General features: G+C 33.9%; 26 protein-coding genes. 3 read left to right on the forward strand and 23 right to left on the reverse strand.

Annotated features, from left to right (window positions below; genetic code table 11):
• From rimP to dprA, 14 genes are all read right to left on the reverse strand, one after another.
• The gene (rimP, locus tag LN736_RS07080) at window positions 1–465 is read right to left on the reverse strand and encodes a ribosome maturation factor RimP (RefSeq protein ID WP_150356444.1); all 465 of its coding nucleotides are present in this window, start codon (window positions 463–465) and stop codon (window positions 1–3) included.
• A 205-nt stretch (window positions 466–670) separates the two neighbouring features.
• On the reverse strand, window positions 671–4,990 hold the full coding sequence (locus LN736_RS07085; RefSeq protein WP_150356445.1) for a PolC-type DNA polymerase III: 4,320 nt from the start codon (window positions 4,988–4,990) through the stop codon (window positions 671–673).
• 63 nt (window positions 4,991–5,053) lie between these two features.
• Complete coding sequence (gene ispG, locus LN736_RS07090; RefSeq protein WP_150356446.1) at window positions 5,054–6,103, reverse strand: flavodoxin-dependent (E)-4-hydroxy-3-methylbut-2-enyl-diphosphate synthase; 1,050 nt, start codon at window positions 6,101–6,103, stop codon at window positions 5,054–5,056.
• 30 nt (window positions 6,104–6,133) lie between these two features.
• The gene (gene rseP / locus LN736_RS07095) at window positions 6,134–7,144 is read right to left on the reverse strand and encodes an RIP metalloprotease RseP (RefSeq protein WP_150356447.1); all 1,011 of its coding nucleotides are present in this window, start codon (window positions 7,142–7,144) and stop codon (window positions 6,134–6,136) included.
• Window positions 7,145–7,168: 24 nt separating this feature from the next.
• The gene (locus tag LN736_RS07100; RefSeq protein WP_150356448.1) at window positions 7,169–8,326 is read right to left on the reverse strand and encodes a 1-deoxy-D-xylulose-5-phosphate reductoisomerase; all 1,158 of its coding nucleotides are present in this window, start codon (window positions 8,324–8,326) and stop codon (window positions 7,169–7,171) included.
• Window positions 8,327–8,446: 120 nt separating this feature from the next.
• Complete coding sequence (locus LN736_RS07105) at window positions 8,447–9,244, reverse strand: phosphatidate cytidylyltransferase (RefSeq protein WP_150356449.1); 798 nt, start codon at window positions 9,242–9,244, stop codon at window positions 8,447–8,449.
• A gap of 76 nt (window positions 9,245–9,320) precedes the next feature.
• Window positions 9,321–10,088 (reverse strand): isoprenyl transferase, encoded by a 768-nt coding sequence (locus LN736_RS07110; protein ID WP_150356450.1) that lies wholly within the window; start codon window positions 10,086–10,088, stop codon window positions 9,321–9,323.
• 77 nt (window positions 10,089–10,165) lie between these two features.
• Window positions 10,166–10,723 carry a ribosome recycling factor gene (gene frr, locus LN736_RS07115; protein ID WP_150356451.1) on the reverse strand — a complete coding sequence of 186 codons (558 nt, stop codon included), beginning with the start codon at window positions 10,721–10,723 and terminating at the stop codon, window positions 10,166–10,168.
• A gap of 17 nt (window positions 10,724–10,740) precedes the next feature.
• The gene (pyrH, locus tag LN736_RS07120; protein ID WP_150356452.1) at window positions 10,741–11,454 is read right to left on the reverse strand and encodes a UMP kinase; all 714 of its coding nucleotides are present in this window, start codon (window positions 11,452–11,454) and stop codon (window positions 10,741–10,743) included.
• Window positions 11,455–11,552: 98 nt separating this feature from the next.
• Window positions 11,553–12,473 carry a translation elongation factor Ts gene (gene tsf, locus LN736_RS07125; RefSeq protein WP_150356453.1) on the reverse strand — a complete coding sequence of 307 codons (921 nt, stop codon included), beginning with the start codon at window positions 12,471–12,473 and terminating at the stop codon, window positions 11,553–11,555.
• Window positions 12,474–12,603: 130 nt separating this feature from the next.
• On the reverse strand, window positions 12,604–13,308 hold the full coding sequence (rpsB, locus tag LN736_RS07130) for a 30S ribosomal protein S2 (RefSeq protein ID WP_150356454.1): 705 nt from the start codon (window positions 13,306–13,308) through the stop codon (window positions 12,604–12,606).
• 160 nt (window positions 13,309–13,468) lie between these two features.
• A complete protein-coding gene (gene codY / locus LN736_RS07135; protein WP_150356455.1) occupies window positions 13,469–14,245 on the reverse strand; it encodes a GTP-sensing pleiotropic transcriptional regulator CodY in 777 nt (258 codons plus the stop codon).
• A 258-nt stretch (window positions 14,246–14,503) separates the two neighbouring features.
• Window positions 14,504–16,633, reverse strand: a complete 2,130-nt coding sequence (gene topA, locus LN736_RS07140) for a type I DNA topoisomerase (RefSeq protein WP_150356456.1) — start codon at window positions 16,631–16,633, stop codon at window positions 14,504–14,506.
• A 190-nt stretch (window positions 16,634–16,823) separates the two neighbouring features.
• Window positions 16,824–17,921 (reverse strand): DNA-processing protein DprA, encoded by a 1,098-nt coding sequence (gene dprA, locus LN736_RS07145; RefSeq protein ID WP_179977236.1) that lies wholly within the window; start codon window positions 17,919–17,921, stop codon window positions 16,824–16,826.
• Between the two features lie 141 nt (window positions 17,922–18,062).
• Between dprA and LN736_RS07150 the strand changes: the two genes are divergently transcribed.
• The 3 genes from LN736_RS07150 (at window position 18,063) to LN736_RS07160 (ending at window position 20,382) form a co-directional block, all read left to right on the forward strand.
• The gene (locus LN736_RS07150; protein ID WP_150355903.1) at window positions 18,063–19,583 is read left to right on the forward strand and encodes a YifB family Mg chelatase-like AAA ATPase; all 1,521 of its coding nucleotides are present in this window, start codon (window positions 18,063–18,065) and stop codon (window positions 19,581–19,583) included.
• A gap of 124 nt (window positions 19,584–19,707) precedes the next feature.
• Window positions 19,708–19,902 (forward strand): hypothetical protein, encoded by a 195-nt coding sequence (locus LN736_RS07155; protein WP_150355902.1) that lies wholly within the window; start codon window positions 19,708–19,710, stop codon window positions 19,900–19,902.
• 111 nt (window positions 19,903–20,013) lie between these two features.
• The gene (locus LN736_RS07160) at window positions 20,014–20,382 is read left to right on the forward strand and encodes a YraN family protein (protein ID WP_150355901.1); all 369 of its coding nucleotides are present in this window, start codon (window positions 20,014–20,016) and stop codon (window positions 20,380–20,382) included.
• A gap of 34 nt (window positions 20,383–20,416) precedes the next feature.
• On the opposite strand, the gene LN736_RS07165 is transcribed toward LN736_RS07160, so the two are convergent.
• From LN736_RS07165 to ffh, 9 genes are all read right to left on the reverse strand, one after another.
• Complete coding sequence (locus LN736_RS07165; RefSeq protein WP_150355900.1) at window positions 20,417–21,244, reverse strand: ribonuclease HII; 828 nt, start codon at window positions 21,242–21,244, stop codon at window positions 20,417–20,419.
• A gap of 24 nt (window positions 21,245–21,268) precedes the next feature.
• Window positions 21,269–22,111 (reverse strand): ribosome biogenesis GTPase YlqF, encoded by an 843-nt coding sequence (ylqF, locus tag LN736_RS07170; RefSeq protein WP_229981261.1) that lies wholly within the window; start codon window positions 22,109–22,111, stop codon window positions 21,269–21,271.
• Between the two features lie 17 nt (window positions 22,112–22,128).
• On the reverse strand, window positions 22,129–22,650 hold the full coding sequence (gene lepB, locus LN736_RS07175; protein WP_150355898.1) for a signal peptidase I: 522 nt from the start codon (window positions 22,648–22,650) through the stop codon (window positions 22,129–22,131).
• A 53-nt stretch (window positions 22,651–22,703) separates the two neighbouring features.
• Window positions 22,704–23,051 carry a 50S ribosomal protein L19 gene (gene rplS / locus LN736_RS07180; RefSeq protein ID WP_150355897.1) on the reverse strand — a complete coding sequence of 116 codons (348 nt, stop codon included), beginning with the start codon at window positions 23,049–23,051 and terminating at the stop codon, window positions 22,704–22,706.
• 131 nt (window positions 23,052–23,182) lie between these two features.
• Window positions 23,183–23,911 carry a tRNA (guanosine(37)-N1)-methyltransferase TrmD gene (trmD, locus tag LN736_RS07185; RefSeq protein ID WP_150355896.1) on the reverse strand — a complete coding sequence of 243 codons (729 nt, stop codon included), beginning with the start codon at window positions 23,909–23,911 and terminating at the stop codon, window positions 23,183–23,185.
• On the reverse strand, window positions 23,902–24,390 hold the full coding sequence (rimM, locus tag LN736_RS07190) for a ribosome maturation factor RimM (protein WP_150355895.1): 489 nt from the start codon (window positions 24,388–24,390) through the stop codon (window positions 23,902–23,904). The genes trmD and rimM overlap by 10 nt, the downstream gene beginning before the upstream one ends.
• Before the next feature lie 191 nt (window positions 24,391–24,581).
• Window positions 24,582–24,809: a KH domain-containing protein gene (locus LN736_RS07195; RefSeq protein ID WP_106008009.1), complete on the reverse strand. Its 228-nt coding sequence runs from the start codon at window positions 24,807–24,809 to the stop codon at window positions 24,582–24,584.
• 19 nt (window positions 24,810–24,828) lie between these two features.
• Window positions 24,829–25,086, reverse strand: coding sequence for a 30S ribosomal protein S16 (gene rpsP / locus LN736_RS07200; protein ID WP_150355894.1), 258 nt, complete (start codon window positions 25,084–25,086; stop codon window positions 24,829–24,831).
• A 47-nt stretch (window positions 25,087–25,133) separates the two neighbouring features.
• Window positions 25,134–26,483, reverse strand: coding sequence for a signal recognition particle protein (ffh, locus tag LN736_RS07205; RefSeq protein ID WP_150355893.1), 1,350 nt, complete (start codon window positions 26,481–26,483; stop codon window positions 25,134–25,136).
• Between the last annotated feature and the right edge of the window lie 11 nt (window positions 26,484–26,494).

The following is a 26,494-nucleotide window of genomic DNA, read 5'->3' on the forward strand; positions in this document are numbered from 1 at the left end:
TTAAACATCACCTTTTAAATTTACAGTCGAAATTTTTTCTCTAGGAATAACTGTATTTCCATCCCCACAATCAATTTTCAATTGACTTTGATTAAATTCTAAAAGTTTTCCATCATATTTTTTCTTACCTTTTAAAAGTCCTTGTATATTCACCACCACATCATATCCAATATACCTTTTCAGATGTTCATCTGTATAAAGTATCCTTTCAATGCCTGGTGATGAAACTTCCAGATAATAAGAAACTTTTATGGGATCCTCCCTATCCAGTATATCACTAACTGTCCTACTTACATTTTCACAATCTTCCAATGATATGTTTCCCTGTTTTTTATCTATATATATTCTCAAATAATTATCTTTTCCTTCTCTTTTAAATTCCAAATGATATAGTTCATAACCTAGATCACTGACTACAGGTTTCACAAATTTCATTATTTTTTCCGCTAAGGCATTTTCTCTCACTTAAAATCCTCCTTTTAAAAAATGTTGTTTGTTACTTGTAATTTAAAAACGCAACTTTCGCTGCGTTTTTTACAAATAGAAAGAGCGGGTTCAAACCCACTCTTTTATGTCATAATAGCTTCTGTAGATTTACCATTTTTATTTTAACATACTATATTCTTTATTTCAAGAAAAATTATATATGTTTCTATTTAAATTATAGAATCTATGCAAATAGAGAGAGTTGATTGGTTTCAGGCATTCCTCTTAAAGCTCCATATCTATCCAGTGTCTCTATTACAGTTTTGGAAACCCCTGCTCTTATTCTCAAATCCTCCTTGGATATAAATTCTCCCTTTTCCCTGGCCTCCACTATGTTTTTAGCTGCACTTTCCCCAACACCGGCCAGGGCATTTATTGGAATTCTTATCCCTTCCTCCTCTATCAAAAATCTATCTGCACTGGATTTATACAAATCCACCTTCAAAAATCTTATGCCTCTCTTGTACATTTCATAGCACAATTCCAATATTGTAATGAGTCCTTTGTCTTTTTGAGTTGCATTATTTCCCATCCCATAGAGTTCATCTCTCTTTTTCTCTATGGCATCTTCCCCTTGAGCCACAATATCAGCATCAAATTCATCTGCCCTTACGGTAAAATAAGTGGCATAATACGCTTTGGGATAATACACTTTAAAATATGCTATTCTAACAGCCATCATGACATAAGCCACAGCATGACCTTTAGGAAACATGTACTTTATTTTCTTACAGGAGTCAATATACCAGTCGGGAACACCATGTTCCTTCATTTCCTTTTCATACTCCTCTTTAAGCCCTTTCCCCTTTCTTACTTTCTCCATTATGGTGAAAGCTGTCTTTGCAGGAAGATCCTTGTGAATTAGATACATCATTATATCATCCCTACAGGCTATACAGTCCCTAAGAGTTGTGTATCCTTCCTTTATATAGTACTGGGCATTATTTATCCACACATCGGTACCATGAGACAATCCAGATATCCTCACTAAATCCGAGAAGGTTTTAGGATGGGTGTCCAGCAGCATCTGCCTTACAAATTTAGTTCCAAATTCAGGCAATCCATAAGTTCCTACCGGACAGCCCAACTCCTCCTCTGTAACTCCCAGTGCTTCCGGTGATGTAAATAAGCTCATTACCTTAGGATCCCCAAGAGGTATACTCTTTGGATCAACCCCCGTTAAATCCTGAAGCATCCTAAGCACCGTAGGATCATCGTGCCCCAGTATATCCAGCTTTAAAAGTCTTCCACTTATGGAATGGTAATCAAAATGGGTTGTTATTATATCCGTGTCATTGTCATCCGCCGGATGCTGCACAGGGGTGAAATTATATATCTCATTGTCGCTTGGAACTACCATGACTCCTCCTGGATGCTGTCCTGTAGTTCTCTTTATTCCCGTGCATCCCCTGGTAAGTCTCTCTATTTCAGCCTGGGGGACAATTATATTCTTTTCTGACAAATATTTTTTTACATATCCATAGGCTGTCTTTTCAGCTATGGTACCTATAGTGCCTGCCCTAAACACGTGCCCTTCTCCAAATAACACTTCCGTATATTTATGAACTACAGGCTGATATTCTCCAGAAAAATTCAAATCTATATCCGGCTCTTTATCTCCTGAAAATCCTAAAAATGTCTCAAAAGGTATGTCATAGCCATCCTTTTTAAGTTTTTCACCGCATCTGGGACAGTTTTTGTCTGGCAGATCAACACCTGCGCCTACAGAGCCATCTGTGAAAAATTCACTATATTTACATTTTGGGCAAACATAGTGAGGCGGAAGTCCGTTTACTTCTGTAATATTCGACATAGTCGCAACAAGAGAAGAACCCACCGAACCCCTTGAACCGACTAAATAGCCGTCTTTATAGGATTTTGCCACTAACTTTTCTGCAATTAAATAGAGCACTGCATACCCGTTATTTATTATAGAACTCAATTCCTTATCCAATCTTTTCTCCACGATTTCAGGAAGCTTTTCTCCGTAAATAGAATGAACTTTTTTTAGTGTCATGTCCTTTATCTGTTCTTCCGCCCCTTCGATTTTAGGAGGAAAGGTTTCATCCGGTATAGGCTTTACTTCTCCTATCATATCCGCAATTTTATTGGTGTTTTCCACAACTACTTCCTCTGCTTTTTCCCTGCCCAGGTATTCAAATTCAGAGAGCATTTCATCCGTAGTTCTAAAATAGAGGGGAGGTTGATTGTCAGCATCAGAATAACCCTGGCCTGACATTATTATGCGCCTGAACACCTCATCTTCAGGATCCATGAAATGCACATCACAGGTAGCTACTACAGGCATATTATTTTTCTCACCTAATTCACATATTCTCTTGTTTATATTTTTTAATTCATCTTTATCCTTAACCAAACCCTCTCTTACAAGAAACATGTTATTTCCTACAGGCTGTATTTCCAGATAATCATAAAAATCCAGCACATCCTTCAATTCTTCATCACTTTTGCCACTGAGAACTTCCTTATATACCTGCCCTGCCTCACAGGCACTGCCTATTATAAGGCCCTCTCTATATTTCATTATCAGGCTTTTGGGCATTCTGGGCTTTTTGAAAAAATAACTCAAGTTGGATTCTGATACAAGTTTATATAAATTTTTAAGTCCTGTTTGATTTTTAACCAATATTATGAGATGATACATAGTTTGTTTTTTTACATCTATATTTTTTAAAAATTCCTCATTTAACCTGTCAAGACTTAAAATATTTCTTTCCCTTAAAATTTCAAAGCATTTTAAAAGTATATCGCAGGTAGCTCCAGCATCATCTACTGCCCTATGGTGGTTTTCAAGAGATATCCCCAGATGCTTTGCCACTATGTTTAACTTAAATTTTTTGAGTTCAGGAAATAAAAACTTACAAAGAGGGATAGTGTCCATAACTGGATTTTTAAATTTCAAATTCAGATCATTACAATTCTTCTTTATAAATCCTACATCAAAGCTGGCATTATGGGCAACAACTATAGAATCTCCTATGAACTCCATAAATTTAGGTAAAATTTCCTCTATATTAGGACATTTTTCCACCATTTCATCCGTAATTCCTGTAAGTTCCACAATACGGCCCGGTATAATTCTTCCTGGATTTACAAATTCACTAAATTTATCAACTACTTTTCCATCTTTCACCTTAACTGCTCCTATTTCTATTATACTGTCATTTATACTGGAAAAACCTGTTGTCTCAATATCAAAAATCACATAGGTGTCATCCAAAGTTTTACCTTCGCCATTTATAACAATAGGCACTCCGTCATCTACCAGATAGGATTCTATACCATATATCACCTTAATATTATTTTTTTTTGCAGCTTCCATAGCCTCCGGATAAGCCTGAACTACTCCATGATCAGTTATAGCAATAGCTCTATGATTCCATCTGGCCGCCCTTTCAATAAGACTTGAAGCAGAACTAACTGCATCCATTGCACTCATCTGCGTATGAAGATGAAGTTCCACCCTCTTTTTAGGAGCATTATCCTCTTTTATCTTTTTTTGAGTTTTAATTATGTCTCTGGCCATTATCACCAATTCCCTGGCATAGATATCATTTACGACCTCTCCTCTGACCATACAAAAAAGCCCCTCTTTTACCTCATCCACTATTCTATCTACATCTTTAGGTTTTGGAAAGAGCTTTACAATAATAGAGCTGGTATAATCTGTTATGTAAAAAGCAATTATCTTTCTTCCAGTCTTAGTTTCTATAATTTCTCTCTTAAATATTTCACCTTTTATAATAACTGATTTAGAAACTTCTGTTATATTTCTAATATCAGTAATATCCCCATTTATACTCTTTCCAATTATAATAATACCGCTGCTTGATACAGTATTCCCCTGTGAATTTTTTTTATATTTCAAATCCTGATTGAATTTTTGCATATTATTGTACTTTTTATTTTCCCTCTCCCGATAATTCAAGATATTCTCTATGTATTTTTTTTCTTTTTTTTCACTTTCCTCCAAATAGCTCTCTGAATTTAGCTTTTCATCATAATTTAATATTACAGAACAGCTTACACCAAATATATCTCTAATACTCCTGGTCATAAGCTTTTCTATACTCTTATTTTTCAGGAGTCCGCATATAAATTCATTTCCACTGTAAATTTTAACTGTATCTTTCTCTACTTTTCTAGAGGATTTCAATAAAAATTCCCTACACATAGGTACATAGGAACTTATAACATCCACCAGCTGAATCCAATAATTTTCACTTATTTCCTTTAAAGACACATTGGATATATCTCTATAGCATACGAGATCAATATTGAAAAAACTTCCAAGTTTCTTATTGACTATACTCTTTATTTTATTCTGTACATCTTTATTTAAATTTTCCCTGGATCTCACTACTACTTTTAATTTATTACTTTTCCTTAAATACTGTATTTTCAAAAGTTCTATATTTTGTTCCAAAGTATTGTAGTCATAATCCAAATCTTTCTGTAATATTTTCATAATATCAAGGCTCATCATTCACCCCCCCCTTATGCAATGCACAATTCACAATTCATAATACAAATATAAAGCACATAATCAGAGTTTTTCTACTTCCTCTATAAGGGCATCTACCAAATCCTTCTCTTTTACTTTTTTAACTATACTTCCCTTTTTAAATATGAGTCCCTCTCCTTTTCCGCCAGCTATGCCTATGTCTGCCTCCCTTGCTTCTCCCGGGCCATTTACCACGCATCCCATAACAGCTACTTTTATATTTTTACGCACATTTGAAAGCCTATTTTCTACTTCTTTAGCTATTTCGATTAAATTGATCTCTGTTCTACCACAGGTAGGACATGATATGAATTCAATCCCTTCTTTTAAAAGGCCGCAGGACTTTAATATTTCCTTCCCTACTCTCACTTCCTCTACCGGATCTCCAGTAAGAGACACCCTTATGGTGTCTCCTATACCCTCCATCAAAAGAGTCCCTATCCCAGCAGCTGATTTTATAGTGCCCCTCCAGACAGTGCCTGCCTCAGTTACTCCTAAATGCAGTGGATAATTTACAATTTTAGATATTTTTCTATAACTTTCCACCATTTGAGCTACATTAGAGGATTTTATGGATATGACTATATCGTAAAATCCCACGTTTTCCAGTATTCTCACATGTTCCAATGCACTCTCCACAAGGGCTTCTGCACATACCTTCCCATACTTATCCAATATGTCTTTTTTTAAGGATCCAGAGTTTACTCCTATTCTAATGGGAATTTTCATCTTTTTAGCCTCTTTGGCCACTTCTTTCACTCTATATATATCACCAATATTCCCGGGATTTATCCTAAGAGCTGAAACCCCATTTTCTATAGAATCAAGAGCCAATCTGTAATCAAAATGTATATCAGCTACAACGGGTACATCCACCATTTCCACTATCCTTTTAAGTGCGTTACTAGCTTCTTCATCAGGAACGGCACATCTTACTATGTCACATCCATTCCCCTTCAATTCACTTATCTGAGCTACGGTAGCTTCTACATCTCTCGTGTCCGTATTAGTCATTGACTGCACAGCCACAGGAAAATCATCACCTATAAATATACTTCCAACTTTTATTCTTCTAGTTTTCAGTCTTTTCATTATTTCACCCCCAGATGGCAGATCGATTTTCTAAAATTGTACAGGGTAAAGTATATCTTTTACTGTCACAAGAACCATAAGCGCCATCAGTATGGCAAATCCCACATAATTTATCATTCCAACCTTATTGTCATCTACTTTCCTTCCCGTTATTATTTCAAATAAAAACAAGAATATATATCCCCCATCCAGTGCTGGAAATGGTATTATATTAAATATAGCCAGTTGTATACTTATATAAGCTGAGAAAGCAAGCAAACTCAGTATACCAGCTTTTGCCGCTGCCCCAGATATCTTTATTATAGTTACGGGGCCGCCCACATCATTCATTGATGCCTTGCCTCTAAATAGAATCTTAAAAAAAGTAAATGTCTGCTTTATCAGTGATTTAGTTTCTATAAATCCATAGGATATGGATTGCCCAATATTAGGGCTGGTTACCAATGTTCCCTCAATCCCAATCATATACCTGTTTTCCTTTTTATCCTTGACCGGAGTTAACATAACCTGATTTGGGACTCCCTTTCTCTCATAAGTTACCTTAATGGGATTTCCACCTGCAGTATACACTTGAGTTACAAAATCTTCAAAAGTTGAAATTTTAGAATTATTTACTCTGGTTATCCTGTCACCAGCTTTAATACCCGCCATAGCTGCCGGTTCATTCGATATTGTGCTCTTTACCACCGGGGATACATATCCCCTGGCAGAAGCTATAATTGCAAACAAAACAATCCCCAGTATGAAATTCATTATGGGCCCAGCTATTACAACACTGAGTTTCCTAATGGGACTCTTATTGTTAAAAGCCTTTGGATCATCACTTTTACCTTCATCTCCAAGCATTTTTACGTAACCGCCAATAGGAAGCAGCTTTATTAAATATTCTGTTTCTCCTCCCTTTATTCCAAAAACCCTGGGACCCATACCTATGGAAAACTCTTCAACTTTTACTCCATTTAGTTTTGCCATTATAAAGTGTCCCAATTCATGAATTATAATCAATACCCCAAAGGCAATTATGGCTGCTATTATATACAAATTTATTCCTCCTAATCATATTTCTTATCTACCAAACTTAGTTTTTACATATTCTTTAACTTTTATTTCTATATGAAGTAAATCCTCCAATTGAAAATTATTTTTAGGAGGAAATTTATTCATACACATTTCCACTATGTAGCCTATATCTAAAAATTTAATTTTATTTAAAAGGAAAAGTTCTACAGCTTCTTCATTTGCACAGTTCAATATAGCTGGCATTGTTCCACCAATTTTCCCAGCTTCATAAGCCAATTTCAATGGTTTAAAAGTATCTATATCAGGTTTTTCAAAAGTCAAATTTTTTAAATTATAGAAGTTTAACCTATCCACTACAAGTTCACCTCTTTTAGGATAATATAAGGCATATTGGATAGGGAGTCTCATATCTGTACTGGCAAGCTGTGCTATAACACTTCCGTCTTTATATTCTACCATGGAATGGACAATACTTTCAGGGTGAACTACTACCTTTATTTTCTCATAAGGTAAATCAAAAAGCCAGTGTGCTTCTATGACTTCCAATCCCTTGTTCATAAGTGTGGCAGAATCTACAGTGATTTTCTTTCCCATATGCCATTTTGGATGTCTTAATGCCTGCTGAACAGTAACATTCAAAAGCTCTTTTCTGTTTTTCCCTCTAAAAGGTCCGCCAGAAGCAGTTATGAGTATTTTTTCTATATCACTGTCTTCATTTCCTTGAAGGCACTGGAAAATAGCACTGTGTTCTGAATCCACAGGAATCAGATTCACATTATTTTTCTTCACTAGCTTTTTAACCAGTTCCCCACCTACAACTAGAGTCTCTTTGTTCGCCAATGCTATATCTTTTCCCGCTTCAATGGCTCTTATAGTTGGAACCAGTCCTGACATTCCCATCACTGAAGTCACCACCATATCAATTTCCGGCAAGCTTGCTATGGTATTCAATCCTTCTGTACCAAATAATATTTCTAAATTCGCATTTTTATTCCTAAAATATTCTTTAAATTTTAAATAAGCTTCCTTTTGAGTTACCACCGCATATAATGGCTTAAACTCCTCCACTATTTTCAAAAGCTTTTCCACATTGCTATTTGCCGAGATCCCTATAAGCTTAAAATTTTCTCTATCTTTTCTCAATACATCCAGGGTTTGAGTTCCTATAGAACCCGTAGTCCCAAGTATTGAAATTTTTTTCATAAATAACAACTCCTTATCAAATCACAACCATAAGTTGAACAAGATTTTAACATGTTTAACTATACCATATTTATCTTATAAAATAAATAATAGAGAAGTACATAAAATATACTTCCCCTCTTAAATAAAAGCTATAAACATTAAATAATATAATACTATTACTCCTGAAAAAAGTATGCTATCAAATCTGTCCAAAATGCCTCCATGCCCGGGTATTAAATTGCTGTAGTCCTTCACTTTTACATATCTCTTTATCGAAGAGGCAGTTAAATCGCCAAACTGGCAAAAAAAACCGCATAAAATTCCCATTGCAACATAATTATGTAATGTCATTGGCACACCCCTTTTAAGGGCAAATAATCCAAACAGAGTGCATATAATCACACTTCCCAATATTCCTCCAATAGATCCCTCTACAGTTTTCTTGGGGCTTACCTTGGGACAAAGTTTCCTCTTGCCTAAAAATCTGCCTGTATAATAAGCAGCCGTATCACATCCCCAGGCAGATATAACGATAATCCATACAAAATATCTTCCGTAAGACATATTGTCAACCAAAACCATAGAGCTAAAAAACAACGATACATATAAAAATCCAAATACAGTACAGGCTACATCTATAAAATTATACTCCGTATCTAAAACAGGAATACACAATAACATAAACATTGAAACAATTATGGTAAAAAACACAAATTTATAGTTTGCCTCAGTACCTAAAGTAACATAATACGCTATACAGAGTAAATATCCTATTATATTTATGGCATTTATGCCTCTTCCCTTTATCACCTTGTAAAACTCATACATTCCCATAAGTGAAATGATCATAATTCCATATTTTAAATAAATTCCACCTAAAAATAAAATCAGAATAAAGGGTATGAGTGTAACTGCTCCTAAATATCTATTATTCACTTATCCACCTCCATATACAATTCACAATCAATGTTGATTTTGGGCTGTGTTAAAAATTTTCATCATCTGATGAAAATCACTTCACTCCACCAAATCTTCTGTCTCTATTTTGATAATCAAAAATAGCCTTATAAAGGTGTTCCTTCCTAAAATCCGGCCACTTTATATTGGAATACCAAAATTCCGAATAGGCACACTGCCACAGGAGGAAATTACTCAAGCGCTGTTCTCCACTGGGTCTTATTATGAGATCAGGATCAGGCATACCCTTAGTATACATATAATTTGCTATCATATTCTCATTTATGTCCTCTTCATTTATTTTTTTGGACTTTATATCTTCATAGATCAATTTAAAGGCCCTAGTTATTTCATCCCTTCCACCGTAATTCAATGCCAAGTTCAAGGTCAACCCAGTATTGTCCTCAGTATTTTTATGACATGCAACAAGTTCCTTCTGACATATATTCGGCAATCTGGATATATCTCCTATATAATTTATTATCACGTTATTATCGTCTAATTCCTTAAATTCCTTTTTTAAATACTCTGCTAGGATATTCATAAGTGCACTTACCTCATCTTTAGGTCTTTTCCAATTTTCAGTGGAAAAAGCATACAATGTAAGATATTTTACTTTTAAAATACTGCACTCCTTTACAATCTCTCTTATAGTTTCCACTCCTGCTTTATGTCCTATTACTCTCGGAAGATTTCGTTCCTTGGCCCACCTTCCGTTTCCATCCATAATGATAGCTATATGTTTTGGAATATTATTTAAATCAATAGATATATCTTCGTTTTTATATTTTTTTTCTCTACCATCATTAAAAAATCTTAACATAAGTATGTCTCCATTCATTACTATTACTAATTTTAGTTTTCATAAAAAACCTGCTATAGGCAGGTTTTTAAAAATTATTATAACGACATAACTTCTTTTTCTTTCTCTTCAACTATACCATCTATACCTTTTATAAAACTGTCAGTTTTCTTTTGGATTTCCACTTCAGCTTTTTTTATTTCATCCTCCGAAATATCATTTTCTTTTTTAAGTGCCTTCAACTTATCATTACCATCTCTTCTTATTGCTCTTATACTCACTTTAGCATTTTCCCCTAGTTTTTTTATCTTCTTAACCAGATCCTTCCTGGTTTCTTCTGTCAGCTCAGGTATTATAAGCCTTATAACTTCCCCATCATTAGATGGATTTATACCCAGGTCCGATTTTAATATTGCCTTTTCTATAGCTTTTAATGCATTTTTATCCCACGGCTGTATTACAAGCATTCTGGCCTCTGGAATAGATATGTTCCCCATTTGATTTATAGGAGTCATTGTCCCATAATATTCTGCCTCTATTCTATCCAGTATGGCAGGATTAGCTCTCCCAGCTTTCATTGAAGCTAGTTCCCTTTTTAAAGATTCTATAGTTTTCCCCATTTTCTCGTCTGCACTTTTCAAAGTATCCTTAATCATATAAAATACCTCCTCTTTTATTCTTTGCAAACAATAGTACCAATTTTTTCTCCAGCCACAATTTTTCTTATATTTTCCGGATCATCTAGACCAAATACTAAAATAGGTATATTGTTGTCCATACAAAGGGATGTAGCTGTAGAATCCATCACCTGAAGTCCTCTCTCAAGTACTTCAATATAAGTTAATTTGTCAAATTTTTTTGCGTCACTGTATTTATGTGGATCCTTATCATATACACCGTCTACTTTTTTTGCAAGGAGTATAACATCTGCTTCTATTTCCGCTGCTCTAAGCGATGCTGTAGTATCTGTTGAAAAATAAGGATTTCCAGTACCTGCTGCAAATATAACAACCCTATTTTTTTCCAAATGTCTCATTGCCCTTCTTCTTATAAAAGGCTCAGCCACTTCTCTCATCTCTATAGCTGTCTGTACTCTCGTAGTCACTCCTAAATTTTCAAGTGAATCCTGAAGTGCCAGTGCATTTATACACGTAGCAAGCATTCCCATATAATCAGCTGTTGTCCTGTCCATCCCTATTCCGCTTCTGCCTCTCCATATATTTCCACCACCAACTACAATTCCCACTGATACCCCCATGGATATAAGCTCTCTTATCTCAATAGCTATATTTTTCGTCACACCAAAATCTATTCCATAGCCCTTTTTCCCAGCGAGAGCTTCTCCTGAAAGTTTAAGCATTATTCTCTTGTATTTAGCTAAACTCATATATATTATACCTCCAAATTATCATAAAGTGAAACTTAAAATTTACAGTTTTTTCACATCTTAAAAAAAGAGAACACCCAGTGTTCTCTTTTCAGTTACTATTTACTCTCTATCTGCTTACGAACTTCCTCGGCAAAATCTTCTTCTTTCTTCTCTATTCCTTCGCCCTTTTCAAATCTAACAAAATCAGACACTTTTATCGGTGCACCAATTTCTTTCGATTTATTCTTAATATATTTATCAATAGTAAAATCGGAATCTTTAACCCATATCTGTTCAATCAGACAGTTTTCTTTATAATATTTTTGAATTTTTCCCATAATTATTTTATCTACAATTTTTTCAGGTTTCCCCTCATTTAATGCCTGAACTCTGTATATGTCTTTTTCTTTATTTAGAGTATTGTCATCTACTGAATTTTTATCTAAAAACAATGGATTTGTAGCAGCTATCTGCATAGCCACATTCTTTGCAACTTCTTTTAAAATATGGTCTTGATTATCACACTCCAGTTTCACCAGGACTCCTATTCTGCCCCCGCCGTGAATGTAGCTTTCAATTAATCCCTTGGAAACAGAAAACTTTTTAAATCGCCTTACCGCCATATTTTCTCCTAATTTTGCAATCAGAGCTATTAATGTTTCCCCCACAGTTTTACTGTCATCTAATATATATTTTTCCTTAAGTAATTCTTCTACGGTAGAAGAATTAGAACTGATTATCTGTTTTGCTAAATTGTCCACAAAACTTACAAAATCCGAATTCACTGCTACAAAGTCGGTTTCACAATTTACCTCTACTATTGATGCCGTTTTTCCATCTTCTGAAACATAGGTTTTAACCAACCCCTCCGAAGCTATTCTACCAGATTTTTTAGCTGCAGCAGCTAACCCTTTTTCTCTCAATATTTCAATAGCCTTTTCAGTATCACCATTGGCTTCCTTCAAAGCTTTTTTGCAGTTCATCATTCCTGCTCCAGTTCTCTCTCTGAGTTCTTTTACCATTTGTGCAGTTATCATAAATATATTCCGCTATTTAAAAACATAAAATATGTGGCCGACTTACAATGTTCATTACTTGCCATATAGCGGCTTTTTTCAACTCCTCTCACATTTTTGTATTTGATCCTCTTGTATTCCATTATATAAACTATTCTTCAGCTAACTGCTCTCCCTGTCTGCCTTCCATTACAGCATCTGCTACTTTAGAAGTAATCAATTTAACAGCTCTTATAGCATCATCATTTCCTGGTATAACATAATCCACTTCATCAGGATCACAATTTGTATCAACTATAGCTACTACAGGGATTCCCAAAATTTTAGCTTCTGATATAGCATTCCTCTCTTTTCTTGGATCAACAACAAATAATGCTCCTACATTTTTGGCATCCATATTCTTAATTCCGCCCAAATTTTTCTCCAATTTCTCCTTCTTATTTTTCAATTTTATAACTTCTTTTTTAGGGAGAACCTCAAATGTACCGTCCTCCTCCATTTTTTCCAGTTCCTCTAATTTGCCTATTCTAGTTTTTATAGTGACAAAATTAGTAAGCATACCACCAAGCCACCTATTATTCACATAATACATATTGCTTCTCTTTGCTTCTTCCTGAATGGCTTCCTGAGCCTGCTTTTTCGTACCAATAAACAATATATCCTTTCCCTCTTCTGCAATTTTCTTTATGAAATCATAGGCCTCTTCAATTTTTTTCACCGTCTTCTGTAGATCTATTATATAGATCCCGTTTCTCTCTGTAAAAATATAAGGAGCCATTTTAGGGTTCCATCTTCTCGTCTGATGTCCAAAATGAACACCTGCTTCTAATAATTGTTTCATAGAAATAACTGACATTTATTTTTCCCTCCTAGGTTTTACCTCCATTATCCTCATATTCATAAATGACCAAAGGCACCTTATTATGAATTAGACAATGTGTGTATTTTACTACCTTTTGTAGTATATCATAATGACTATGTCTATTCAATAAAAAAAATTATTTTTTTAATTCATATCACTTTATTTTTTTCAATTCATCTAATAATTTTTCATTCAATATCTTGATGTGGGTTCCCTTCATACCAAGAGATCTTGATTCTATAACCCCTGCACTTTCAAATTTTCTAAGTGCATTTACAATTACAGATCTGGTTATTCCCACCTTATCTGCTATTTTTGAAGCTACCAGTAATCCCTCATTTCCATCCAATTCACTGAATATATGTTCCACTGCTTCCAATTCAGAATAAGACAGAGTTCCAATTGCCAATTGAACCACAGCTTTTTTTCTGGCTTCTTCTTCTATCTCATCATTTTTGGCCCTTAATATCTCAAGCCCTATTATAGTAGCACTGTACTCCGCCAATACGAGATCTTCATCTATAAATTTCTCCCCAAAACTTGCCAGCAGCAAAGTCCCAAGTCTTTCTCTGTTTCCAATTATAGGAACTATAGTGGTGATCTTATTGTCCAGATTACAAGGGCTTCCATCTTCAAAAACACAGATCCCATGATTGGACAAATTAGGAAGAGTTTCGCGGGCATTTAACAACTTATTGTTATAATGCTCAGGGAATCTCATTTCGCTTATTACCTTTTCCTTAACAGTATCACACTCAAAACCATCTGGGAAATTATATCCCAATATTTTTCCTTTTCTACTTATAATGTAAACATTACAGCCTAAAACTTCACTTAATAATTTACATATGTCGTCAAAAACTACTGGTTCTGTTCCTGATTTTTGTAGTATCTTATTCAATTTTCTTGTTTTGTTTAATAGTGATGTCATTTATAATCCTCCTTGTATCTACTAGTTTTATTTTATCTATATAAATACTGTAATTCCAATTTTGTCATATTTTTTATATTATCGTGAAAAAGATCTTTATCTAGAGCTTTAGACTACATAATTCTAAATGTTTTAGATTTTTTAAAATATTTAGAATTATTCTTTACACATTAATTATGATAACATAACAATTATTATAATTCAACCATATCTTCTAATATAATTAAACTATATCATATCTTAAACCACTTAACTGCTTTAAACCCTATCCACTTTTTTTATTTCTTTGCCTTCCTCTTTACCTTCCTCAACATTATATTGTCTGTATTTACATTCTGAATTAGAGCATTCCAAATAATTTCCTTTAACTTTACTGTACTTTTTTACCATATAACTTCCGCATACAGGACACTTTTCCTTTACAGGTTCAGCCCAACTTACAAAATCACACTTGGGGTAATTGCTGCATCCATAAAATTTTCTGCCCTTCCTGCTTCTTTTAACTAAAATCTTTCCTCCGCATTTAGGACACTCAACATCTAATTCCTCAACTATTGGCTTTGTATTTTTACACTCAGGATAGCCCGGACACGCTAAAAAATCTCCAAATCTTCCATGCTTTATCACCATATTTCTTCCACACTTATCGCATTTTATATCCGTTACCTTATCTTCTATTGTAATTTTAGAGACCTCTTTTTCTGCTACCTCAATAGATTTTTTCAACGGTTTATAGAACTCATCAACTACCTTTCTCCAATTATCTTTTCCCTCTTCAACAGAATCCAGCTTGGATTCCATTTCAGCAGTAAATTCCACATCCACTATTTGTTTAAAATATTCACTTAATATATTATTTACTATATTCCCTAATTCAGTAGGAATTAGTGTTTTCTTTTCCCTCTGTATATATTTTCTATCCAAAAGCGTAGACAGAATCGGTGCATAGGTACTGGGCCTTCCTATTCCGTTTTCCTCAAGCGTCTTTACAAGAGAAGCTTCTGAAAATCTAGCTGGAGGCTGTGTAAAATGCTGTTTGCCCTCTATAGATTTCTTAAAAAGCAGTTCTCCCTTTTCAAGTTTCGGCAGTGCTCTATTTGCCCTTTCATCTTCAGTTGCATATTCATAGACTTTCATAAACCCATCAAATTTAACACTGGATCCGCTTACTTTAAGTCCATATCTACTATTTACTATATTTATAGAAGTAACATCAATTTTTGAAGAAGCCATTTGACTTGCCAGAAATCTATTCCATATCAATTTATAGAGCTTATACTGTTCCGGTTTTAAATTCTCTTTAGCCCTATCAGGCTCTATTTCCATGTAGGTAGGCCTTATTGCCTCATGGGCATCTTGTATGTTTTTTTTCTTGCTTTTGAAATTTCTAGGTTTTTCCTCTATATATTCTTTCCCAAATTTATCTATCACATAATCTCTGCAAATCTCTTGAGCTTCCCTAGAAATTCTTACCGAATCTGTCCTCATATAGGTTATAAGGCCTACAGTTCCATAACCCTTTATATCCACACCCTCATATAACTGTTGGGCTACAGCCATAGTTCTCTTAGTTGAAAAGTTTAATTTCTTATAAGCATCCTGCTGTAATGTACTAGTAGTAAAAGGAGGTAAGGGCATCTTATTCTTACATGTAGTTTTTATTGAATTTACAATAAACTGTCCTTTCTCTAGATCCTTTATAATTTTATCCGTCTCCTCTTTTGTTTTAATCTCAATTTTCTTTTTATCAAAGGTAGTTAATTTCACATTAAAACACTTAACTGAGGTTTTTTTATGAAGTTCACACTCTATAGTCCAATACTCCTGAGGTTTAAAGTCTATTATGCTTTTTTCTCTCTCACATATCATTTTAAGTGCTACAGACTGGACCCTTCCTGCACTCAATCCCCATTTAATTTTTTTCCAAAGTATCGGACTTATTTTATATCCAACCAATCTATCTAACACTCTTCTGGCCTGCTGAGCATTAACTAAATTTATATTTATAGTCCTCGGAGATTTTATTGAACTTTTTATAGCATTTTTGGTGATCTCATGAAACTCTATTCTACATTTTTCACTTTCATTTAATTTAAGCACATGAGATAAATGCCAGGAGATTGCCTCTCCCTCTCTATCCGGGTCTGTCGCCAAATATATTTTTTCACTTTTTTTTGCCTCTCTTTTAAGCTTATCTAAAAGCTCCCCTTTTCCCCTTATCGTTATATACTTAGGATTGTATTCATTATCTATATCAACTCCCAATTGGCTCTTGGGAAGATCCTTAACATGACCCATAGAAGCTTTAACCACATAATTTTTTCCTAAATACTTTCCTATAGTCTTAGCCTTAGCTGGTGATTCAACTATAACCAATTTTTGTCCCATATCGCACTCTGAATATCTTAATTCAGAGTCTACACCCCCTTATTTAACCATACCTTATTTTACCCAAACGCTTGCTAATACTCCTTCTTTGTAATTATGGACATAAGCACTGCTGCGCATTTGGATAAGTTCCTGTAAAGTTCAGATAGATAAAAGTATTCCTTGTGTAAACCCCACCTGAACCTAACTATCACTTGATAATATCTTGATTGTCTTCAATTTTTGCATAATAATTTCCCTGAAGACATATTATTTCACCTTTTAATTGCAATTCAAATAATAACTCATATAATCGTTTTATGTCAATATCAGTTACCCTGCATATTTCATCTATATGTATGGGAATATGACCAATAATTTTACATATTTTTTCCTCTTCAGCATTTAACCTATGGTCTTTTACGCATTTCTCCTTCGTATACTCTACAGGCAGCATTTGAAACAAATCCTCCATACAGGTAAATACATAGGCTCCTTCTCTTATAAGATTATTTGCGCCCTTACTTTTAGGGGAAAATATAGAACCAGGTACAGCCATAACATCTTTCCCCTGTTCCAAAGCACAACCGGCAGTTATTAAGGCCCCGCTCTTATCCCCAGCTTCAATTACAATTACCACATCACTTAGACCACTTATAATTCTATTCCTCATCGGAAAATTGTAAGGATAAGGTTTTGTCTTGGGAATAAATTCAGATATCACACATCCTTTTTTTAAAATATCCTCATATAATCCCCTGTTCTCTCTAGGATATACCACATCTATTCCTGAACCAAGTACAGCACAGGTATACCCGTCATTTTCAATTGCAGCTCTATGGGCACAGCTGTCAATTCCCCTTGCCATGCCGCTTATTATATTTAAATTATTTGCAGAAATCTCTCTACCTATCAATAGAGCTGCATTTTTTCCATATAAACTACAATCTCTGGCTCCTACTATTGCTATACTCAAATTGTTTAAAATATCAATATCTCCCTTATAAAACAAAATTGCCGGAGAGTCATCATAATTTTTTAACTTATAAGGATAATTCTTTTCACAACAATTCACCGTTTCTATACCTTCTTCTAAAGAATACTCCATCAGATCTTTCAATCTGCCTTCATTCCAGGACTTCTTTAATTCATCATATATTTTACTATAACCACTATCTAAAAATATAGAATCATTATTATAAATACTATGTATGTATATATTTTTTGTACCTTTAAATTTCTTTAATATATTATTTTTTATTTTATTCGATACTTTAACAGAAGCAAACCACAGATCATATATGTTCATAAATAATTCACATCCTATAAATATAATTATGTAAAAATTATGTTCACAATCCCATTATTTTATTCAAAATTTACAGTGTTTTATCTTTAAAAGTTTAAAACAAAATATTATTGTCAAGAATTAAGCAGAGGTGATAATAATATGGCTATCAAATTAAATACATCTTCCTTTTTAGGCATAGATGGAAGTATAGTTTCAGTAGAAGTAGACATTGAAAGAGGGCTTCCCTCCTTCAACATAGTTGGCCTGGCAGACACTTCTGTAAAAGAATCTAAAGAAAGAGTAAAAGCTTCAATAATAAATTCAGGATTTGAATTTCCTATAAAAAAAATAGTAGTAAATTTAGCTCCAGCAGATATGAAAAAAGCAGGTTCTCTGTTTGATCTTCCTATAGCCGTTGGCATACTTATATGCACAGGGCAAATGAATTTTTATGATTGGGAAGATTTTTTAATACTAGGTGAATTGTCCTTATCCGGCAATTTAAATAAAGTAAGGGGTGTACTCCCAATAACATTAGAGGGTATAAAAAACAATATAAAAAATTTTATAGTTCCTATTGAAAATGCAGAGGAATGCTCTTCTATAAAAGGAGTAAATTGTTACGCATTTGAGAATTTAAAGCAAATAGTATATTTTATAAAATACAGGGATCTACTTCCTTATAAGCATAAAAGAGTGTCATCTAAAATTCCACATTCCACTCTGGACTTTTCAGATGTATTTGGGCAGGAAAGTTGCAAAAGAGCCCTGGAAGTAGCTTCTGCTGGAAATCATAATGTACTCATGGCTGGCCCGCCTGGCTCTGGTAAAACTATGATGGCCAGGAGAGTTCCAACTATACTTCCAAATTTGAATTACGAAAAATCCCTAGAAGTCACTAAAATATACAGCGTTACTGGAAATTTAAATACAAACGAAGGTCTTATAACCAAACCACCCTTTAGAAGTCCCCATCACACCATCACAGCAGCTGCTCTCATAGGAGGTGGAAATAATTTAATGCCCGGTGAGATATCTTTAGCGCACAATGGTGTACTTTTTTTGGATGAAGTACTTGAATTCAAAAAAAATGTGCTGGAAGTTTTAAGACAGCCTTTAGAAGAAAAGAGAATAACAATAAACAGATGCTCTGGCAGAGTCTCCTTCCCATGCAACTTCATGACCATAATGGCCACCAACCCATGTCCTTGTGGAAACTTTGCTTCTGGTAAACATTGTACATGTACAGATTATGAGAGAAAGAGGTATATATCAAAACTATCAAGTCCCTTTATGGATAGAATAGATCTATTTACTTTCGTAACCTCTTTAAACTTCAAAGACATCCAGAATTCCAAAAAAAGCGAATCTTCTAAATCAATAAGAAAACGAGTGGAAGACGCCAGAAAAATTCAGAAGAAAAGATTCATGAATCATGGAATACAGTATAATTCAGAAATGAACAGCACTTTAATTAAAAAATACTGTAAACTCAATAAAAAATCTATAGAAATACTTGCAAAAATTTATTCTAAATATAAATTGACAACTAGAGCTTACAGTAAAATTCTAAAAGTTTCCAGGACAATAGCAGACTTAGATCACAGTGAATGTATAAACGAATCCCACTTAACTGAAGCACTGTGCTATAGGAAGTTTACTGGTGGTGGTTACATGTAAAGTCAATTAATTATATTTACTTTAATTTCTATTTTAGTTAAAAATATCTTTATTTATATTTACAATAATTGTATAATATATATAATTTAGGATAAATTTTAAACATTGTTAGGGGGAATATTATATGTACTTTCTTTTAGTTATACTAGGTCTTATAGTGGGCATTGTATTGATTCTCACAGGAATAGGAAGGAAGAATAGTGATATGATAAGTATTGGAAGTGTACTCTCTATATTTTTTTTACTGATCTGCATAAATGTATATATGCCAAATTTTATCAGCGAATTAAAAACAATTTCAATAGATGTACACAGATAGGAAAACCTATACATAAAATTAATTTTTGAGCTTAAATACTATATACAATGCAAGTATTCGATATAAATGCTATAATAATAAAAAATTCTAAAAATAGAAGGTGGAAAATCCATGCATTCTTTCAATAAGAATATAGGTTCCCTGGGTGAGGATGTAGCTGAAAATTACCTTAGAGAAATTGGATACACAATATTGGAAAGAAATTTTCGGTGTAAAACAGGAGAAGTTGATATTATAGGAAAAGACGGAAATTATCTCTGTTTTGTAGAAGTTAAATCCCGTTATGGCAAGTTATATGGAAGCCCCTGTGAAGCCGTAAATTATTCCAAACAAGCTAAAATATATAAAACAGCCACTGTATATATAATGAAAAAAAAATTATATAAATTTAATTTTAGATTTGATGTCATAGAAATAATATTCAACACCTATAATAACATTCCATCCGTAAAGCTTATTAAAGATGCTTTTCAAATATAAGTTATATACTTTTTTTGATTCGAATTTTAATAATTCACATTATATTTTTCAAAAAACTTTTTCTGTGTATCTTGCAGATCCCATATTTTTTTATAGCTTTTATATGTTCTTCAGTCCCATAGCCTGAATTATGCTCAAATCCATACTCAGTATATATATGGGAATATTCTTTCATAAGGCTGTCCCTGTAAACCTTGGCTATAATTGAAGCCGCTGCTATACTTGCACTTTTAGCATCACCTTTTATTATAAATTCGTTGTTGTTATATAAATTTTTTATGGAATATCCATCAGACAAGACCATATTTACGGGCAATTTCAACCCTTCTACGGCTCTTTTTAATACTTCATTATTGCACCAGGAAATTCCCCTTTTATCTATTTCCACATTATTTATAACCGAAATATTATATCCTAAAGCCCTATGCCTTATTTCCTCTGAAAGTTCACTCCTCCGTCTTGGAGTAAGTTTTTTTGAATCTTTTATTCCCAGAATAAGTTCTTCATCATTTTTACAATCCAAATTCAATATAACTGCAGCAGCAGCTATAGGACCTGCCAGCGGTCCCCTTCCTACTTCATCTGCTCCTGCAGTATATATATAGCGGCCAAATTTTTTATCGAAGGAATACATCTCTTTTATTCTTTTTATTTCTCTTTTTTTATTTACAACAAAATTATAGAAACTTACAGATAGAGCATTTACATTTTTTCTGCTGTCAGATTTTAAATCCCTCAGTATTTTATCTATAATATCTTCTTTCAAATGGAAATAATTTTTCTTTACAAAATTCACTTTTCTCTTTATATCCTCAAATTTATATTCTTCTAGTCTATTCCAATTAAAATTATCCATGTTCATTTAATATACACCTTTCAGAATTTTCTAGGGTCTTTCCAGAGAGATAGGCCCCAATTTTCCTCCCCTAAATTCATCCAAAATCAAAACAGATACTCTATTGTAGTCCACTCTACCACCGGAAACTATAGCTCCTCTTTTTCTAGCTATGTTTTCAACATTCTCCAAAGGCATTTCACTTAATCTATCAAGTTTATACCTGGCTTTAAGCCTGTCTGGATAATACCTACACAAAAATTCTACAAGATTCAATGTCAGCTCTTCTATATCCATAATCTCATCTTTTATTGCCCCAGTAAATGCCAAATTAAGTCTAGTTTCTTCACTTTCAAGTTTTGGCCACAATATTCCCGGAGTATCCATAAGCTCTATCCCCAATTTAGTTTTAATCCACTGTTTACTTTTAGTAACTCCAGGTTTATCCCCAATTTTAGCTATCCTGCCTTTAGCTAATTTATTTATAAGAGAAGATTTTCCCACATTGGGTATACCTACTACCATTGCCCTGTCAATTATCTTAGAAATTCCCTTTTTCTTCATTCTACTATGCTTCTCTTTTAAAAGTTTATTTACCTCAGTTTTTATATTTTTCAAACCTCTATCTGTATTACAGTTTACCGACAATACACTTATACTGTCTTTAGAAAGATATTCCATCCACAATTTAGTTATATTTTCCTCCGCCAAGTCACTTTTATTCAACAGTATCATCCTGGGTTTAGAACCACATATATCCTCTATATCCGGGTTTTTACTGGATCTTATTATCCTGGCATCTCTCATCTCTATAACCACATCTACTAATTTTAGATTTTCCTTTATTTCTTTTCTGGTTTTGGCCATATGCCCGGGAAACCAATTTATAGTCATATAAAATTTCTTCCTTTCTAATTTTGAACTGTGCTTAACCCTCCCATTCTATTAAAAGGATATATCCTAAATGCCGCTCTTCCGACCACCATTTTATAGCTTACAAATCCCACATCAGGAAATCTGCTGTCCCTGCTGTTGTTTCTATTATCCCCCATTACAAATACTGTATTTTCAGGTACTGTAACTTCATTAAAATTTGACGTCATAGCTTCCAATATATAGGGCTCATTTTTTACAACATCGTTTACGTATAACTTTCCATTTTCAATCTTTACTCTATCCCCTCCAACGCCTACTACTCTTTTAATAAACTTTTCCTTAGGATCAGCAGGATATTTTATTACCACTATGTCACCGGGCTTAGGCGCTCTAAAGTAATAACTTACTTTCTCTACAATCAGCCTATCTCCATTGTTTAAAGTAGGATCCATAGAATGTCCATCTACACTTACAGTTTCAAATACAAAGGTTATGATTAAAAACGCTGCTACAACAGCTATCAATATGGACTTACCTATTTCTATCAATTCCTTCATTAAAAATTTACACCACCTTAATACTTAAAAAAGGGACTTTATAAAGCCCCTTTTTATCTTAATATTTCTTTTACCTTAGCTGCTTTACCTACTCTATCTCTTAAGTAGTATAATTTTGCTCTTCTCACTTTACCTCTTCTCACTACCTGTATCTTATCTATTATAGGAGAATTAACTGGAAATGTTCTTTCAACTCCTACACCATAGGCAACTCTTCTAACTGTAAAAGTTTCCCTTATTCCTCCATTTTGCCTCTTTAAAACTACACCTTCAAAAATCTGTATTCTTTCCCTGTTTCCCTCTTTAATCTTTACGTGGACTTTTACCGTATCTCCTACATTAAAATCCGGTAAATCTGTTCTAATCTGTTTACCTTCTATCTGTTTTATTATATCTAACACTGTGCATTACCTCCTAATAATTATTCAACGTTCTTATCCAGCATATTTACAGACAGCGGAACGCTCGTGCAGCACAAACAAATTTTAACACATATGCATTTCATTTTCAACTTATTTTAAAAATATATTTATTATCTATTTTCATCATAGAGTTTGATAAGCTTTTTGTCTTCTTCTGATAATGAGATTTTTTTAAATAAATCTGGTCTCTTATTTCTGGTAATTATAAGGGATTTTGCTCTCTTCCATCTTCTTATATTTTCATGGTGTCCTGATAAGAGAATTTCAGGTACATCGTTTCCTTGAAAACATTCCGGTCTGGTATATTGCGGATATTCAAGCAATCCATTGTAAAAGGATTCCTCCATATAGCTTTCCTTACTGGACAGTACATTAGGTATCATTCTGCATATGCTGTCTACAATTGGTATACATGCCATTTCACCACCAGTTACTACAAAATCACCAATAGATATTTCCATATCTATATATTTATATACTCTCTCATCTATTCCTTCATAATGCCCACACAAAAATATCAATTCACTTTCTCTTGAAAGTTCTCTTGCAATAGATTGGTTAAATGTTTTTCCCCTAGGTCCTAAATAAATAACTTTCCCACTGTTTCTAGTCTTTACTTCTTTTATACAATCAACAATAGGCTGTACAGTCATTATCATACCAGCCCCGCCGCCATATGGGTAATCATCTACTTTTCTGTGTTTATCCTTAGTAAATTCTCTTATATCAATGGTATTTATACTCAATATATTATTTCTGAGTGCTCTTCCTATTATGCTATAATTAAATACATCAAACATCTGGGGAAAAAGAGTGAGTATGTCTATCTTTACATCCATGTTTTCACCGGCTTTATAACTATCTCTTCTTTTTTCACATCTATATTCACTATTACATCCTTTATGGCGGGAATAAGCAGTTCATCTTTCCCCTTTATCCAGTATACGTCATTGCTGTGAGTATGAAGTACATCTCCAACTTTCCCATAAAATACACCTTCTTCATCTACTACAGAACAACCTATTATATCCGCAATAAAATATGTTCCTTCCTTCAGCTCAACTGCATTCTCTCTTGGAACTTCCAGGTATTTTCCCTTATAGGGAAGGGCTTCTTCTATGGAATCAATACTTTGAACTTTAAGTATAACTCTGTTGGATTGAAACTTACATTCAAGTATTTTCTTCGGTACTCCCTCTATATACACTACATCCAATTTATTGAATCTTTTAGGATCATCGGTCAGCGGATATACCTTTAACTCCCCTTTTATTCCATGTGTATTTATTATTTCCCCTATAGTTATAAATTTTTTCATAGAGTAATATTCTGCATATTAAAAATTAAATCATGCTGCAATTAAAATTTTAAGATCACATTTATAATAAGCAGATTTCATCCACCTCTTTTCCACTATAATGTAACTTAAAACATATATGGTTTCAATTGGTTTATTCAAGAATTCACATTATACTCAAATACAAATATAAGAGTTAGATAATCTAACTCTTATATTATCTCCACAACAACCCTCTTATTTTCCTTTATAGCTGCTGCTTTTACAACAGTTCTTATAGCTTTAGCTATCCTCCCCTGTTTACCTATTACCTTTCCCATATCTTCTTGTGCAACTTTTAATTCAAGAATTATAGACTGCTCACCTACAATCTCATTTACTTGAACCATATCTGGGTTATCCACTAACGATTTAGCAATTATTTCCACTAGCTCTTTCACTTAATACACCCCCAGTTAACTACTTACCAAGTTTATCCTTCAATCCAGATTTATCGAAAATCTTCTTAACTACTTCAGTTGGTTGAGCTCCATTTTTTATCCATTTTATAGCTTTTTCTTCATCAAATTTAACAGTATTAGGGTCAGTCGTAGGGTTATAATACCCTATTTCTTCTATAAATCTACCATCTCTTGGAAACCTTGAATCTGCCACAACTATTCTATAAAAGGGAGCTTTTTTTGCACCCATTCTCCTCAATCTTATCTTTACAGCCATCTATATCACCTCCTTAAAGTGGACAACAAACTATTTTACTACTATATCTAAAAAGGGAGCTTTCCAAATGGTCCCTTTTTAAAACCTTTTTTCATTCCACCAAACTGTTTCATCATCTTTTTAATTCGCGTAAACTCCCTAAGAAGCTTATTTACCATCTGTATTGTAGTGCCAGATCCCTGTGCTATTCTCTTCTTTCTAGATGAAGAAGCACTTATAATCGATGGATTTCTTCTCTCTTTTAAAGTCATGGAATTGATTATAGCCTCAATTTTTACCAGCTCTTTCTCTCCTTTTGAAAAGTCAATTCCTTGAAATTCCCTGGCATTGACTCCAGGTACCATTTCCATAAGCTTACTTAAAGGTCCCAGCTTCTTAGCCTGCTGCATCATAGACAGGAAATCCTCAAAATTAAACTCTTTGGTCAGCATCCTGCTTCCAAGCTTTTCAGCTTCTTCCTTGTCAATAGATTGCTGTGCTTTTTCTATAAGAGAAAGCACATCTCCCATGCCAAGTATTCTTGAAGCCATTCTATCCGGATAAAAGACTTCAAAATCATTCATCTTTTCCCCGACACCAATAAACTTTATTGGTTTTCCGGTCATAGACTTTATAGAAAGTGCAGCCCCTCCTCTAGTATCTCCATCCAATTTTGTAAGTATCACTCCGCTTATGTTAAGCTTCTCATTAAAGCTTGAGGCCACATTTACTGCATCCTGACCTGTCATGGCATCCACTACAAGCAGTATTTCATCGGGATTGACCTCTTCCTTAATCTGGCCCAATTCATTCATCAATTTTTCATCTATCTGAAGTCTACCCGCCGTATCCACTATGAGTACATTGAAATTATTATTTTTAGCATACTCCACAGCTCCTTTGCATATATCCACCGCTGCTGCCTTATCTCCCATGGAAAACACTGGTATGCTTATTTCTTTTCCAACTATCTGGAGCTGTTTTATTGCAGCCGGCCTGTATATATCACAAGCTGCCAAAAGCGGCTTTTTATTCTTTTTTCTCAACTGTAGAGCTAATTTGCCACACATAGTTGTTTTCCCTGCGCCCTGCAGGCCCACCAACATTATTGTAGTCAGCCCATTGGAATTATATTCAATCGAACTGTGGCTGTTTCCCATTAAAGCCGTAAGTTCCTCATTCACTATTTTTATGACCTGTTGTGCTGGAGTCAAACTCTTCAGTACTTCTTCACCCAGGCATTTTTCGCTGACACTTTTTATGAAATATTTTACCACTTTGTAATTAACATCTGCTTCCAAAAGTGCTAGCTTTACTTCTCTCATAGCATCTTTTATATCTTTTTCAGAAAGTTTACCTTTACCTCTAAGCTTTTTTAATGTCTCCTGAAGCTTAGATGCCAATCCTTCAAAAGCCATTCTAATCCTCC

Source organism: Clostridium aromativorans (assembly GCF_020908015.1).
In the GTDB taxonomy this organism is placed as follows: Bacteria; Bacillota; Clostridia; order Clostridiales; family Clostridiaceae; genus Clostridium_B; species Clostridium_B aromativorans.